Here is a 14,032-nt window from a genome sequence, read left to right as displayed (position 1 = left end):
CGCCTGACGGCGGCGGATCACTTGCGCTTCATTTGCGCTCGGCAAGGAGCCCAGAGATACGATCCGCTGCCACCGGCCGCGAGTAGAGCCACCCCTGCCCGGTGTCGCACCCGAGCCGGCGCAGCCGCTCCGCCTGCTCCGCCGTCTCCACGCACTCGGCGGTCACCGTGAGCCCGAGCCGGTGCGCCAGCTGCACGAGCGCCTCGACGATCATCGCGTCCGCCGGCTCCGCGGGCGTGGACCCGTCCCCCTCGAATCCCCGCACGAACGCCCCGTCGAGCTTGAGTACCGACACGGGCAGCCGGCTGAGGTACGCGAGGTTGGAGTACCCGGTGCCGAAGTCGTCGATGGCGATGCGCACACCCATGTCGCTCAGCGCCCGGAGCGCCTGCAACGGCCGTCCCGTCGAGCCCATCACGGCGGACTCGATCAGCTCCAACTGGAGGAGTTCCGGCGGGAGTCCGGTCTCGGCGAGGATCTGCGCGACGTCCGCCACGAGGTCCGAGTCCCACATCTGACGCACCGCCACATTGACGCTCATGAACACCGGCGGCGCCTCGGGGTGCTCCACCTGCCAGCGCCGCGCCTGCGCGCAGGCCGTCCGCAGCACCCATCGCCCCAACTCCACGATGGAGCCGTCCTCTTCGGCCAGTGGGATGAACCGATTCGGCGACAGCAGGCCGAACTGCGGGTGCCGCCAGCGCACCAGCGCCTCGACCCCGCGCAGCTCACCGTCCGCCATCTCCACCAACGGCTGGTATTCCAGGGCGAATTCACCCCGGTCGACCGCGGGCCGCAGGCTGGACGACAGGGCCTGACGGGTCATCCGGTGGGCGTTGCGCTCCGGGTCGAAGAAGGTCCAGCGGGCCTTGCCGTCCGCCTTCGCCCAGTACAGCGTGGTGTCGGCCGCCTGCATCAGGGCCGTCGTGCTGGTGCCGGTGATCTGCCGCTCGACCACACCGATCGAGGCGGAGACCGACACCCGCTCACCGGCGAGGTCGAAGGGCTCCCGCAGCGCGTCAAGGACCGCCCGGGCGAGCTCCGCCACCTCCTCCGTACCGGTGGAGTCCTCGACGAGCAGCGCGAACTCGTCACCGCCGAGCCGGGCCACCAGCGGGGCGCCCGTGGCGCTCTGCGCGCGGTCCGCGCAGTGCGTGAGCCGCTCGGCGACGGCGACGAGCAACCGGTCGCCGACCGGGTGCCCGAGGGAGTCGTTGACCGCCTTGAACCCGTCGAGGTCCAGCAGGCAGAGCCCCACGCGTCCGGTCGCGCCCGTGTTCTCGTACGTCCCGGACTCCAGGGCCGCGGAGACGCGCTCGAAGAACAGCGCGCGATTGGGCAGCCGGGTCAGCGGATCGTGCAGCTCCAGGTGGTGCAGCCGGTCCTGGAGGCCGCGGTGCGCGGTGATGTCGCTGAGCGAGAGCAGCACGGCCTCCGCGTCCGGGAGCGGTGACACCGTGACGCGCAGCCACAGCGAGTGGCCCGAGGGGTGCTTGAGGCGGCGGGTGCGGCTGAGCCGGGCCTGCCGCCCGCGCAGAATCTCCTGGTAGGCGTCCGCGGTGCGGGGGTCCGAGTGCAGGTCGAGCAGTTCGTCGACGGTACGGCCGGCGAGCTGCCCGGTGTCCTCCCCGCACAGCAGGGCGCATGCGGCGTCGTTGGCGCCGACGATCACGCCCTCGCGATCGACGACCGCCATGGCCAGCGGCGACGTCGCGAATGCCGGCCGGTAGAGGGCCTGGGCGGACGGAGGCCGTGAAGCCGACCCCACGCCATCACCCTCCGTGATCTTCGAGGTCTCCGTGAGCCCCGGGATCCCCGCGAGGGGATCGTTGCGTAGGCCGGGCGGAGCCACCCGGCGCGCGGTCGTGGGCCCTTCGGGCTGTGCGCTCACCGCTCGCTCCCGTGGTGCGTCGGATGGTTGCGTGGTCTGCTGCGGGGTCCCGGCAGGAAAGTGTGCCGATCATAGAGGCAGGTCGGACGGCCTATCCAGCCTGGATCGCGGTGCACATGGGTTCCGGGCCGCCGAACATCTCCCCGGTAGATCGTTTCTGCTCGCCGGAGACCGACCTCCTGTCGTGGCCCGATCGTGGCCGATCGGCTGTGACGTTCCGTGATCGACCGGAGTGTCGTCGGTCACTCGTCCGGGCCAGATAAACAGGGCAAATCACATCAAATACCAACACTCTGGGTTGGGTGTCCCGCTTTCCCGTCCCGGAGGTCGACTTGCCGCGTCCGCAGCCACTCGCGGGAGTGGACAAGCCAGGCCCGCGCGCACTCGCGGCGGGGCTCACCGCCTTTGCGGCCGTGGCCGCCATGGGGCTGGTCGCGGGGCCGGCCGCGGCCGTTCCGTTCGCGGGGCCCTGCGCCCTGGAGCGCACCGCGGCCCACCACTCCGAGGGTCTGGACACCTGGAATCCGGCGTACCCGAAGCCCAAGAAGACCCTGAACGCCGTGATGGTCTTCCTCTCGTTTCCCGACTCGCTGCCCCTGACCACGCCCGACGAGCTGGCCTCCGACTACTTCCCGTCCACCAGCCGCTTCTTCGACCGGGCCTCGTACGGGAAGTTCTCCCTGGTCCCGCATCCGCAGCGGCAGTGGGTCCAGATGCCGCACCCCTCGACCGCGTACGCCATACAGCGCGACTGGGACGCCGCGCACCGCAGCGCGTATCTGCAGGACGCCCTGAAGGCGGCGGATCCGTACACGGACTTCAGCAAGTACGACGTCGTGTACTTCGTCGCCGACCCGGACGCGCCCGGCGTCGATTCCGACGCGACGAAGGTCGTGAACTTCGACCAGCCGATGCGCGCGGACGGCACGGACATCCGCCGCATCGTCACGGTCTTCGAGCGGCACCCGCCGGACCGCAATGTGCTCGCGCACGAGACCGGTCACGTCTTCGACCTGCCCGACCTCTACCACCGGCCCACCGACGGCAAGGGCGACTGGGACACGTATGTCGGTGACTGGGACGTCATGGGCAGCCAGTTCGGCCTCTCGCCGGACCTGTTCGGCTGGCACAAGTGGAAGCTGGGGTGGCTGGATCAGCGGCAGGTGACGTGTGTGAAGCGCAGTGGTGAGACCCGGTTGACCCTGGAGCCGCTGAGTACGGGGCCGCGGGGGGCGGGTTCTCCGTTCGGTACGGGAGGTGGCACCAAGCTCGCCGTCATCCGCACGGGCGTCGACAGTGCCATTGCCCTGGAGGCGCGAGGTGGCTCCGGCAATGATGCGGCGACCTGTAGCCGGGGTGTTCTCGTCTACCGCGTACGCAGCGACTCCGCGTCCGGGGGCGGCCCCATGGAGGTCCTCGACGCCCACCCCCGCACGGAGGCCTGCTACGGCGAATCCGTCTACCCGCCGTTGGCCGACGCCCCGGTGGGCGTCGGCGAAACTTTCACGGTGCCGGGCGACGACAACATCCGCGTCGAGGCGGAGAACCGGACGGCGTCGGGGGCGTGGACGGTGAAGGTGACGACGGCGGGTTGATCCCACACCGGCACCGTGGTTGCGGCCTCGGGGCTCTGCCCCGGACCCCACGCGCACCGGCGTTGCGGCCTCGGGGCTCTGCCCCGGACCCCGCTGGCTCTCGTTCAAGTGCGGGGCTTGAATTGCCTACCCGGCTTGGGTGTCCCGCCCTCGAGGCGCACGACAAAGGCCCCTCGCGGTTCGCGAGAGGCCTTGTCTTTAGGTGCGCCATCAGGGACTCGAACCCCGGACACGCGGATTAAGAGTCCGCTGCTCTAACCAACTGAGCTAATGGCGCCGGTTGACGTCGTAGACATTAGCACCAGGATCGGGGGCAGGAAAAATCGAAATCCGTACCGCGGCCTGCGCACTCGCGCGGGCCGCCCGGACGCATGCCCAGCGCATGACCTCGGGTCCCGGCAGCCAGGGGTGACGGGTGTCGGGGGCGACGACCCAGCGGGACTCCTGGCGCTGGTCGGGCCGGAGCGCGGCGCGGGTCGTGGGGGCCGGGCCCGTGACCGCGTCGCCGGCGCCGTGGTACAGCAGCGGCGGCACCGCGTGGCCCCACTCCTCCCAGTGGAGCAGGGACGGCAGGCGCTGGGCCGTGCCCGGCGCGGTGAACAGGAGCATGCGGCCCCGGTGCGTGGCGACGGGCCCGGAGCCGGGCCCCTCGGACCAGAGACGGTCTAACATCCGCCGGCCGAAGATCGCGGGCACGTTCACCACGTCGAAGGCGGATCCGCAGGGGAGGACGACGGGGGCCGTGGGTCGCGCCTCCCAGTGGGCGAGCGTGGATCGGGGGTACGCCCCGGCGGAGGCGAGCCAGGCGGCTCCCTCGGGGGTGACGTCGCAGATGTCGAAGTGGTCACGCGCGCCAGGGGCCGTAGCCGACGGGGCGTGGGGGGAGTACGGAGGCGTCGCGGTGCTCATGCCTCATACATCTACAGGGGGTGAGGGGGCGATTGCCAAGGGTTGCGGAAAATCGGGACAGGGGTGGGCGGGGTGGAGTATCTTGCCCACCTGGCATATGCCAAATGATCTTTCTGGCTCGCTGCGCGGCCCCGACGCGGCCCTCGTCACGTCGTCTGTTCCTGGCTCCCGCGCAGCAGATCGCGGCCGAACTCGACCATCTTCTTCGCATAGTCCTCGGTCCAGTCCGCGCGCTCCGCGATGTCCGCCGTGGTGAGCCGGTCGAAGCGGCGCGGGTCCGCGAGCTGCGCCGCGGCGACGGCCTGGAACTCCATGGACCGGTCCGCCGCGGAGCGGAACGCGTGCGTCAGCTCCGTGGCGCGCGTGAGCAGGTCGCGGGGGTCCTCGATGGACTCCAGGTCGAAGAAGTGCTCCGGGTCGGCGGACGCCTCCGCGGGTTCGAAGATCAGCGGGGCGGGTCGCAGCCGGGGCTGGTGAGTACGGTCGGGCTCCGCCATCGTGCGGCCTCCTGTTGCCGGGGTGGCCCGCGGTTCGGTGTCGGGCCACCTTCCATTGTCCTTCGGCCCGCAAGAGGGCGGGGGGCTCCGCCGGGGGCGGGTGGAGGGGTGGGGCTGGTCCGGGGCAAAAGATCGGGGCTCTGCCCCGGACCCCGCTGCTCAATCGCCGCAGGGGCTTGATTGTGGTCTCGAAGCTGCTCAATCGCCGGAGGGGCCTGACCAGCCGACTCGGTGTTCCGCCAAGCGGGCCAGGACCGAGTGGTTCGCCTCCCAGCCGTCCGGGAATTTCACCGTCACCCCGAGTTGCACCGGGTCCGCCGACGGGTGTTCGTCCAGGAGGTCCGCGACCCCGGCCCTGCACACCACCACGCACGCGTGCCGATGCCGTGACGCGAGGACGCAGAGCCGGCCCGTCTCCAAGTGGAACGCCGTCGCGTCGGGGCGTCCGGACAGTGGGTGCAGGACGACGGTGACGTCGAACTCGCGGCCTTGAAGGCGGTTCGCCGTGTCGACGGTGACGTCCTTGACGTCGAGGTCCTCCAGCGCCGCCCGTACCGCCGCCGCCTGGTCGCGGTGCGCGGTGCCGACGCAGATCCGGTCCGCCGTAAGCGCGCCCTCGCCGGACTCGGAGCGCGTGACGCCCTCCCGGTCGAGCAGTCGTCGTACGACCAGGGCCACGGCCCGTACCGCCTCCGGGTCCGTACGTGGCGTGTGCGCGGCGGGGAGTTCGAGCAGGCCCCAGCCGGAGGCCGCCGCCTCGTCGATGACCAGGTCCGGGCCCGAACCGTCCGACGCCACCTTGAAGCCCAGCTCCCGGTCGCCCTCGTCCGTGCCGCTGCGGAACGGCGTGTACGGGTAGAAGGCGTCGGAGACCAGGGGCGCCGCCGAGGCAGGCAGGCGCCAGGAGACCGGGAGGCGGTGTTGCGGCAGCTCCGGGTTGTGGGCGAGCAGCGTCGACACCGCCGAGGCCGACGGGTCGTAGGACAGGCCCGCCCACTGCTCCGAGCCGACGATCGCGAACGGGTCCAACTGCCCCGGGTCGCCCACGAACAGCGCCCGCTCGAACAGCCCCGCCACGGCGAGCAGCGCGTCGGAGCGCATCTGGTACGCCTCGTCGACGATCGCGTGCGGCCACGGCTCGACGTCCTTGACGTGCGCCCACTTCGCGGCCGTCGAGACGACGATCGGCAGCGGGGACAGGTCGCCGACCTTCGTCGACAGGCGGACGTTCGGCAGGTCGTCGAGCGCCTTCTCGTACGCGTCCGGGTCGCTGCTGTGCAGTCGGCCGACGGCGAGCTCCGGGTTCTTCGTGTGGAGGCGGAGGACGAGGTCGTCCACCTGCGCGTTCGTCTGCGCAACGATCATCAACGGGCGGCCCGCGTCCGCGAGTTCGAGCGCGGCGCGCACCACGAGGGTGGACTTTCCGGCGCCGGGAGGCGAGTCGACGACGATGCCGCGCGCCGTGCCGTGCAGGGTGTCGCGGAGGATGGCGGCGGTCGCCTGCCCGGCCGCCTCTGACGGGCTGAGGGCGGTGGTCGTGGTTGTGGGCGTGGTCGTCGTGGTCACAGCACGTCCTCCGAAGTCACGGTGTCGGGCGACTCCGCGCCCGTCCCCGGCGGGCCGCCGTGCGTCCACGGTGTCTCCTCCGGCTCCGGCAGCTTGGGGCCGCCGCGCTGCTCGTGCTCGAACAGCGTCCAGCAGATCCGCTCGCCCTTCTCCGGCAGCGAGCCCTCGGCCGGCTCCTTGCCGCGCCCCATCTTGTCCAGGATCCGCAGCACGACGGGGGCGTCCGCGCCCTCGGCGCCCTCGTCCTCGTAACCCACGAACTCGGCCGTCTGCGGCTTGCCTTCGAGGGTGCGGTACACCTTCACGCCCACGCCGAGGCGCGGTCCGTCCTGCGTGCGGAGCGTGACGAGCGGGCGGGGCCGCTTCTTCTCGTTGTACGCCGCCACCACCTCGGTCACCTCACCGGCGAACGCCTCGCCCGAGAGGCGGCGGCCCGCCATCACCAGCGGGTCGTCCAGCGCCTCCTGCGCGTCCAGGCGGGCCTGCTCGCGCTCGCGCGTGGCCAGCTTGTTCGCCGCCGTCACCGCGTCGTCGCGGCGCGGCTGCGGGGGCTCGCCCGCGAGGACCCGGTCGCGGTGCCCGGTGAACGACCAGCGGTCGCGGGTCCAGCGCTCCGCCGCGTACGCGCCCTCGGGCAGCGTGCACAGCTGGTCGAGGCCGCGCCACACCGCGTCCCAGGTGGGCCGGGTACGGGACTCGACCAGGGCGTTGATCTCCCGCTCGGCCGCGGTCAGTTCGGCGAGGCGGCCCTCCGCCTCGACGGCGTCCTCGGCGGCCGCGTGGCGCGTACGGGCCTTGTCGTAGCGCTCGATCGCGGGCGCGAGCAGCTTGTTGTCGAACGCGGGGTCCGTGGCGGGGCCCGCAGGCGGGCAGAGCAGCTGCCCGTGCCTGTCGCGGTCCAGCTCGGCGCCGAGCGCGGCCGCCGCGCCCGAGGTGCCTTCCGGTGCCTCGATCCAGGCGAGCAGCGCGCCCAAGTGCTGGTCCTCCAGGCTCGACTGGCCCGTCGCCCAGTGCCGCGACAGCAGGTCCGTCATCGCGAGGAGCAGGGCGGAGCCGGGGACCCGCGACCGCTCCCCGAAGTGCGTGAGCCAGCGGCCGAGGAGCGGGACGTGCGGCGGCGCGGGGTAGGGAGTCTCCGGGTCCTGCTCCGCGGTGCGGCGAAAGCGCATGGAGCGGCCGAGGAGGCGGAGGAACTCGATGCCCGCGCGGCCCGGCACGATCATCTGCGGGGCGTCCGCGCACAGTTCGACCTCGACCTTGACCTTCTTGCCGGTCTCCGGGTCGACCTCGCTGCGCTCTGCGGCCTCGACATCGGTGGCGTACGTGTCGATGTACGGCAGGACCTCATCGGCCAGTTGCGTCAGGAACGCGAAGCGGAGGTCGCGGTCGCGGGGCTGCGGGACGACCAGGAGACGCGGTGACGTGCGCTCGGTGCCGACGAGCGCGCCGAGCGGAGCGCCGGTCTCACCGGCCGTCGTGAGCGGCACGACCACCAGGGGGCGCTGGGACAGGTGGCGGTGCCGGACCGTGGCCGTACGCTGCGCGCGCCCGGAGTGGGTGGCTTCAAGCCGGGCCAGGTGGTTGATCAGGCTCACCGGTGCGCACCTCCGAGTGCCTCGGCCCGCAGCGTCGCCGCGCGGCGCAGCGCCGCCACCGTCGGGTCCGTCGGGTCGCCCGCCTCGCCGTGGGCGGCGGCGAGTACCTCGTCGACCGTGGTCAGCGAGCCGAGTTCGGCGCGCAAGGGGCGGCCGAGCGCGGTCACCGCGCCCTCCCCGCGCGCGTGGTCGCGACAGTGGAACGCCAGCTCGCACGCGGCCAGGCACTCCGGCGCGTACGTCGCGGGAACCGACTCGACCGCCGCCGTCAGCTCGTCCGTGGGCAGCTCCGGGTCGAAGACGGTGCCGGGCGGGAGCTCCGCCGCGATGTCCTCCACGCGGGTCAGGCGCGCCAACTGGCGGCGCGTCACCGACCGTTGCTTGCGCACGTCGACGGCCGACGCGGCCGGCAGGTTCGAGAAGTCCTTGGGGCAGACGAGGACGATCCGGTCCCTGACCCGCACCTCCGCGTCCGGCATCCGCGCCGCGACCTCCTCCAGGGCCAGCACGTACACCGCCGACTGGCGGGCCGCCGCGCCCACCTTCGACGCGTCCGCCGCACCGTCGATCATCGGGAACGACTTGATCTCGACGACCGTCCAGCTGCCGTCCGGATGCACCACCACCGCGTCCGGCTCCAGGAACGCCGGGCTGCCCGCCACGTCGAGCGCCAACATCGGGTGGTCCAGGAACGTCCAGGTCCCCGGCGACTCGACGGCCTCCCGGAGGGCGAGCGCGGTGCGCGCCGTGCGGCCCTCGGGGCCGATCGCCGACAGGTCGGGGGCCCGTACGACATCGGGCGTCGGCTCGGGCGCGGTGCCGTCCACGCGCGCGTGGACCAGCTTGAGCAGCTCCGCGCCGCCGTCCGACTTCACCCGCGCCTCGAACACATTGCCGCGGGCCAGGGCGAACTGGGACTGGCCGAACGAGGACGGTGAGCCCAACGCATCCGCTACGCGCGCCTTGTCGACCCCCGCGCCGTCCAGGAGCGCCCGCCTTCGGCAGCCCGGGTTCGCCGCGAGCGCGGCCAGGGCCCGGGCGTCCAGCGGACGCGGCGGATGGTCGGGGCCGCGCAGTTCAGCGAGCCGGTGCCGCAGCCCCGTCGTCGCTGTCCTGCGACGCGGCTGCCTTGCGCTGTCGGGGAATTCGCTCACCCTGGGAAGTCTGGCATTCTCCACTGACAATCGGGGCGTGCGTGGCGGAAGGGGAGGCCTGCGCCCCCGCGAGCACGAGGCCCGCCCGGTCCTTCAGGCGTGCCGCGACGAGCCGCACCGGCTTCGTCAGGAGCAGGCCGAGGGCCATCGCCGCGACCCCGGCGAGCGCGTCGAAGAAGTAGTGGTTGGCCGTGCCCATCACGATGACCGTGGTGAGCAGCGGGTACGCGACACCCATCGCCTTCACGTACGGGGAGCGGGCGTGCCGCCACAGCAGGACGCCGCACCACAGCGCCCAGCCGACGTGCAGGCTCGGCATCGCCGCGTACTGGTTGGTCAGGCCGCCCATGCCCTTGGGAGCGCTGGCCGCGCCGCCCCACCAGCCGTACGAGCTGTAGTGGGCCATCGTGTCGATGAAGCCGTGGTTCGCGGCGAGCAGCCGGGGCGGGCTGGTCGGCAGCAGGACGAAGCCGATGAGGCCGATCATCGTCGAGGTCATCAGCCACGTGCGGGCCGTGCGGTAGATCTCGGAGCGGCGGCGGAACAGCCAGACGAGGACGATCGGCGTGACCAGATAGTGGAGCGAGGCGTACCAGAAGTCCGCGGGGACGCCGAGCCACGGTTCGCGGGTGAAGAGACGGTTCAGCGGGTGCTCGAGGTTGAGGCGGACGGCCTGCTCGGCCCGGAGGATCGCGAGACCGTGGTCGACGGCCTGTCCCACATCGCCACGGGCGAGCAGTCGGCCCGCCGAGTACGCGCCGTACACCAGGAGGATCAGCGGCAGTTCCGTCCACCAGCGGAGCCCGGCGCCGGGTATCGCTTCCGTGCGCGGTGCCTCGTCGGTCTGCGACATGCGGGCCGCTCCCCCTCTTCGCTCGTGCGCCGGCCTCTGGCCACGGCCTCACTCTTACGGTGTATATGGGGCTCTGTGTGGGCGACCCCCGACCCTCCTAGACGCAGCGATCGCGCCACGGGTTGCCCGCCGGGCGACCTCCCTGTGGGTTGCGCGATGATGGACGGGGCGAGCCTTCCCGCTCGTCCTATGTTCACCCTTGAACCCTTGTAGTTGCTTGTAGTTTCGAAAGAGGCCTCCTCATGGCACCGCGCATCCTGTTGGCCCGGCACGGACAGACCGAATGGTCGCTGTCCGGACGGCACACCGGGAGGACGGACATTCCACTCCTGGAAGAGGGCAGGCGTGGCGCGAAACTGCTCGGGGAGCGGCTCGGGCGTGCGCCGTACGACGGGCTCGACGGGGTGGAGGTGCGGACGTCCCCGCTGGTGCGGGCGAGCGAGACGTGCGAGCTTGCCGGGTTCGGGGAGCGGGCGACTGTGTGGGACGCGCTCATGGAGTGGGACTACGGGGCGTACGAGGGGCTGACGCCGGCGCAGATCCAGGAGCGCAGGCCCGGCTGGTTCATCTGGCGGGACGGGGTGCCGGAGGGGGAGTCGCTCGCCGAGGTGACGGCGCGGGCCGACGAGGTCGTGGAGTGGGCGCGCTCGGCCGACCGGGACGTTCTCGTCTTCGCCCACGGTCACATCCTGCGGTCGATCGGGGCGCGTTGGCTCGGATTCCCGCTGGACTTCGCGGCGCGGATCCGGCTGAACCCGACGTCGCTGTCGGTGCTCGGGTGGGCGTACGGGGAGCCGGCGCTGGAGTCCTGGAACGAAACGGGGCACCTGGCGGTGGGCTGAGCGGTGCCGGGGTCGGCGCCCTTGCGCTCGGCGCGCGGCACCGGTCCTTGTCCGGCTGCGTCGGGGCGGGCGCCTTTGCGTTCGGCGTGCGGTACCGGTCCTTGTCCGGCTGTGCCGGGGTGGGTGCCCCTGCGCTCGGCGCGCGGCACCGGTGCCTTTCCGGCTGTGCCGGGGTGTGTGCCTTTGCGTTCGGCGTGCGGCATCGGTGTCTTTCCGGCTGTGCCGGTGCCCGGTCATCTCCCTCCCGCCCGCCCCCTCCGGGGGCTTCGGCCCGTCCGGGGTCCGGGTGCTGCTCTGCCGGGGTCGGTGCCTGTGGGCACTGGTCCGCGGTACCGGTCCTTGTCCGGCTGCGCCGGTGCCCGGTTATCGCCCGCCCGCCCGCCCCCTCCGGGGGCTTCGGCCCGTCCCGGGTCCGGGTTGCTGTGCCGGGGCGGGGCCCGTCGTAAGGGGTGCGCGGCACCGGGGTGCCGCCTTGCCCACCCTGCCGCCCCAGGCGGCAGATTGCCCAAGGCGGGGCGGCGTCGGCCGTCACGGGTGGGGAGCCGGGGTTGGCGTTGCTCAAGGCGGGGGCGGCGGTCGATCGCAACGGGCGGGGAGCTGCGGCTGGCGGGGTTCGCCCAAGGTGGGGACGGCGTCGACCGCAACGGGTGGGGAGCCGTGGTCGTCGCCGGGTCGCCCAAGGCGTGGTGCGGCACCCCGTCGGGCCGACGCCCCTGTGGGAGATGGGCGGGAGCCGGGGGATCGCTTGCGGGTGGGCGGGTCACTTCAAGCCCCTGCGGCGGGTGGTCAATTCAAGTGCCGCGGTGGGTGGGCAAATCAAGCCCCGCTCTGGGACGAGACTCGCGGGGTCCGGGGCGGAGCCCCGATCTTTGAAGCCCAGCGGCGGGTTGGGCAAATCTAGCCCCGCCGGCGCTTGAGGCGCGGGGTCCGGGGCGGAGCCCCGTGGCGTAGGGGCGGGTGACTAGGCCGAGCGGCGCGACATCGCGTGGGTGTCCAGGAACGCGGAGACGCCCGATGCGCGGCGGTGGGGGAGGAGGACGCGGGCCGTCGTGGCCAGCATGCCCTCGATGCGGGAAGAGCGGACGTCTTGGAGAAGGTTGAGGGCGCGCAGACCCTCTGCAGCCGATTCGTCGGGGTGACCAGCGCGCGCCAGGTCGTCGGCCAACTCGGCTGTGTACAACGCCATGTTGCGGGTGAAGTGCGGATCCTGGAGGGCCACCGCGCGCCGCGCGTGCAGGGACGCCCGGTCCCAGCCGCCCAGCGCCGACCAGCACTGCGCCTCCAGGCCCTCCAACTCGGCCTCGCCGTAGAACGACATCCACTCCGGATCCGCGTCCGACGCCCCCCGCGCGAACAGCGCCTGCGCGCGGGCGAGCGAGCGTTCGCAGGAGGGCTGGTCGCCCAACCCCGCCCAGCCGCCTGCCTCTCGTAGCGCGAGGAGGGACAGCAGCCGGGGCGAGCCGAGGCGGGACGCCACGCGGGTCGCGGCCTGGGCGGCGCGTACCGCCTCGCGGGGGCGCCCCGCGTCGCGCGCCAGGAACGCCGTGTTGCAGAACGCGTGCGCCTCCAACGCCTCGTCGCCCGCCATCCGCGCCGTCGCGAGCGCCTCCGCGTAGTGCGAGCGCGCGTCGTCGAAGCGGCCCGAGTCATGGGCCAACCAGCCTACGGAAATGGCCAGTTCACCCGCCCCGGCCTGCAGTCGCTCGGTGACCTCGCGCTGGCCCGGGCCCGCGTCGAGCAGCTCGAATGCGGTCCGCAGCGGGGTCGAGGCCCGCCGGTACAGGCCGTCGGCGCCGTGCCGGTCGTCGAGCAGCCGGATTCGCCGGATCGCCTCCTCGACGGCGTTGATCCCGGCCCGTGCCGGATGCCGGTCGAGGTCCGCGGGAAGCGTGGGGACGCCGAAGGGCGCCAGGGCGGCAACGGCCACGGTGGCTGTCGAACCGGTCATGCCGGTCATGAATGCGCGACGTCGCACGTCGCTCTCCTTGTTTTCTGCGTGGCACGTGTACTGCGCGTCGGCGGTGGCAGCGGCGGGGCGCGCACCCCGGCCACGTACCGCAGAGCGGGGCGCGAACCCCAGGTCCGCGAGGGTCCGGCCCGGGAACATGTGCAGGAACACCCGCTCGTACGCGTAGTTGGGGCAGCGGATCTCGCCGGCCTCCACGCGTCCGATGTAGCGCGCGTCGCAGCTGACCCGCTCACCGATCTCCCGGGCCGCGCGCCGCACCGCGGCCGCGAACTCGCCCGGCGAGCGCTGGCCGCGCAGCTCCCGGAAGGCGAGGTTCGGTCGTGGAGACTGCGGCGTCGAGATGTCCGAGGCAATCGGCGACGACGTCATGAGCGGGTCCTCCCGTGCGAACCGTGCCGGACGGCAGGGAAGTTGGGAGCGCCCGGGGCCCCGAGGGGAGGGCTGCCGCAACTTCCATGTTCCGGCGAGGCTCGAAGGTACCGGCTGTCACGACCCCGACACGCTGGGTTTGGCTACAAACCGGATATCTCACCCACGATCCGCCATGAACTGCCATCCTTTGCGGCGGCGTGCCGCCGTAGCTGTTGACGGCGCGTACGCGTTGAACCTTGCGGCGGAACCCCACGAGCGAGGAGGGACCGACGTGTTGGACGCGACCAAGCCCATGCTGTCACTTCCCACGACCCCAACGACTCCCACGACGGTGCGGCATCGACCGAGCGAGGAGAGCAGCGCATCGCCGCCGGGCGACTGCGACCTGGTCACCGTGCCGGCCCGGCAGGGCCTGGAGGCGGTCGACATCCTGCGCCGCGGCTGTACGGAAACGGTTGGTCCCGTACTGCACGACGGGGGCGGCGACACCCTCGGCTTCCTCGTCCCGCCCGGCACCGCCGACGGCTGGGACGTGCCCGGCAGCGACTGCACGCACACGCAGGGCCGCGGCCTCGCGCTCGGTGCCCGGCCCGACCCACCGGTCGAGGGCACGGGCTGGCTGCTCCCGCCGGACCCCGTGGAGGGGCTCACGGACCTGGTCACCGACCCCGCGGTGCTGCGGGCCGCGCTCGACGAGGCGGCGCGCATGATCGAGGCGGCGGACAACCACCGCTGAGTCCGTGCGTGCGGGGGCCGGGGCCCCGGTGGGCAACCACCGCTGAGCCGTTC

General features: G+C 72.6%; 11 protein-coding genes and 1 tRNA gene. 3 read left to right on the top strand and 9 right to left on the bottom strand.

Going from position 1 to position 14,032, the window contains the following annotated elements; all coding sequences use genetic code 11:
• Nucleotides 1-28: 28 nt before the first annotated feature.
• Nucleotides 29-1,696: a putative bifunctional diguanylate cyclase/phosphodiesterase gene (locus tag OHA73_RS17430; protein WP_443063216.1), complete on the bottom strand. Its 1,668-nt coding sequence runs from the start codon at nucleotides 1,694-1,696 to the stop codon at nucleotides 29-31.
• Nucleotides 1,697-2,193: 497 nt separating this feature from the next.
• On the opposite strand from OHA73_RS17430, the gene OHA73_RS17425 reads away from it, so the two are divergent.
• Nucleotides 2,194-3,486, top strand: coding sequence for a M6 family metalloprotease domain-containing protein (locus tag OHA73_RS17425; RefSeq protein WP_267070331.1), 1,293 nt, complete (start codon nucleotides 2,194-2,196; stop codon nucleotides 3,484-3,486).
• Between the two features lie 203 nt (nucleotides 3,487-3,689).
• Here the strand turns inward: OHA73_RS17425 and OHA73_RS17420 are convergent.
• From OHA73_RS17420 to OHA73_RS17390, 7 genes are all read right to left on the bottom strand, one after another.
• Nucleotides 3,690-3,763 (bottom strand) — tRNA-Lys (locus tag OHA73_RS17420).
• Nucleotides 3,754-4,395: a bifunctional DNA primase/polymerase gene (locus tag OHA73_RS17415; protein ID WP_267070332.1), complete on the bottom strand. Its 642-nt coding sequence runs from the start codon at nucleotides 4,393-4,395 to the stop codon at nucleotides 3,754-3,756. The genes OHA73_RS17420 and OHA73_RS17415 overlap by 10 nt, the downstream gene beginning before the upstream one ends.
• Nucleotides 4,396-4,541: 146 nt before the next feature.
• Nucleotides 4,542-4,892: a hypothetical protein gene (locus tag OHA73_RS17410; RefSeq protein ID WP_266710658.1), complete on the bottom strand. Its 351-nt coding sequence runs from the start codon at nucleotides 4,890-4,892 to the stop codon at nucleotides 4,542-4,544.
• A gap of 198 nt (nucleotides 4,893-5,090) precedes the next feature.
• Nucleotides 5,091-6,458, bottom strand: a complete 1,368-nt coding sequence (locus OHA73_RS17405) for an AAA domain-containing protein (protein ID WP_267070333.1) — start codon at nucleotides 6,456-6,458, stop codon at nucleotides 5,091-5,093.
• A complete protein-coding gene (locus tag OHA73_RS17400) occupies nucleotides 6,455-8,053 on the bottom strand; it encodes a hypothetical protein (protein WP_267070334.1) in 1,599 nt (532 codons plus the stop codon). The genes OHA73_RS17405 and OHA73_RS17400 overlap by 4 nt, the downstream gene beginning before the upstream one ends.
• Nucleotides 8,050-9,207 carry a hypothetical protein gene (locus OHA73_RS17395; RefSeq protein WP_267070335.1) on the bottom strand — a complete coding sequence of 386 codons (1,158 nt, stop codon included), beginning with the start codon at nucleotides 9,205-9,207 and terminating at the stop codon, nucleotides 8,050-8,052. Before OHA73_RS17395 ends, OHA73_RS17400 begins: the two co-directional genes overlap by 4 nt.
• Entirely contained in the window at nucleotides 9,131-10,060 is a 930-nt protein-coding gene (locus tag OHA73_RS17390) for a phosphatase PAP2 family protein (protein WP_267070336.1), read from the bottom strand. The genes OHA73_RS17395 and OHA73_RS17390 overlap by 77 nt, the downstream gene beginning before the upstream one ends.
• Before the next feature lie 242 nt (nucleotides 10,061-10,302).
• Here OHA73_RS17390 and OHA73_RS17385 point away from each other — a divergent pair, with 242 nt between their 5' ends.
• Nucleotides 10,303-10,902 carry a histidine phosphatase family protein gene (locus OHA73_RS17385; protein WP_267070337.1) on the top strand — a complete coding sequence of 200 codons (600 nt, stop codon included), beginning with the start codon at nucleotides 10,303-10,305 and terminating at the stop codon, nucleotides 10,900-10,902.
• Between the two features lie 961 nt (nucleotides 10,903-11,863).
• Here the strand turns inward: OHA73_RS17385 and OHA73_RS17380 are convergent.
• The gene (locus tag OHA73_RS17380; protein ID WP_266710648.1) at nucleotides 11,864-13,240 is read right to left on the bottom strand and encodes a tetratricopeptide repeat protein; all 1,377 of its coding nucleotides are present in this window, start codon (nucleotides 13,238-13,240) and stop codon (nucleotides 11,864-11,866) included.
• 295 nt (nucleotides 13,241-13,535) lie between these two features.
• Between OHA73_RS17380 and OHA73_RS17375 the strand changes: the two genes are divergently transcribed.
• The gene (locus tag OHA73_RS17375; protein WP_266718623.1) at nucleotides 13,536-13,979 is read left to right on the top strand and encodes a hypothetical protein; all 444 of its coding nucleotides are present in this window, start codon (nucleotides 13,536-13,538) and stop codon (nucleotides 13,977-13,979) included.
• The last annotated feature ends 53 nt before the right edge of the window (nucleotides 13,980-14,032 follow it).

The sequence above is a fragment of the Streptomyces sp. NBC_00483 genome (assembly GCF_036013745.1).
In the GTDB taxonomy this organism is placed as follows: domain Bacteria; phylum Actinomycetota; class Actinomycetes; order Streptomycetales; family Streptomycetaceae; genus Streptomyces.
This window is presented reverse-complemented; position numbering and strand designations above follow the sequence as displayed.

What these genes read in the sequence shown, in the direction of transcription:
- OHA73_RS17390 (WP_267070336.1), bottom strand. Translation starts at nt 10,060, where the DNA reads ATGTCGCAGACCGACGAGGCACCGCGCACGGAAGCGATACCCGGCGCC.
- OHA73_RS17415 (WP_267070332.1), bottom strand. Translation starts at nt 4,395, where the DNA reads ATGAGCACCGCGACGCCTCCGTACTCCCCCCACGCCCCGTCGGCTACG.
- OHA73_RS17380 (WP_266710648.1), bottom strand. Translation starts at nt 13,240, where the DNA reads ATGACGTCGTCGCCGATTGCCTCGGACATCTCGACGCCGCAGTCTCCA.
- OHA73_RS17410 (WP_266710658.1), bottom strand. Translation starts at nt 4,892, where the DNA reads ATGGCGGAGCCCGACCGTACTCACCAGCCCCGGCTGCGACCCGCCCCG.
- OHA73_RS17430 (WP_443063216.1), bottom strand. Translation starts at nt 1,696, where the DNA reads ATGGCGGTCGTCGATCGCGAGGGCGTGATCGTCGGCGCCAACGACGCC.
- OHA73_RS17385 (WP_267070337.1), top strand. Translation starts at nt 10,303, where the DNA reads ATGGCACCGCGCATCCTGTTGGCCCGGCACGGACAGACCGAATGGTCG.
- OHA73_RS17375 (WP_266718623.1), top strand. Translation starts at nt 13,536, where the DNA reads ATGCTGTCACTTCCCACGACCCCAACGACTCCCACGACGGTGCGGCAT.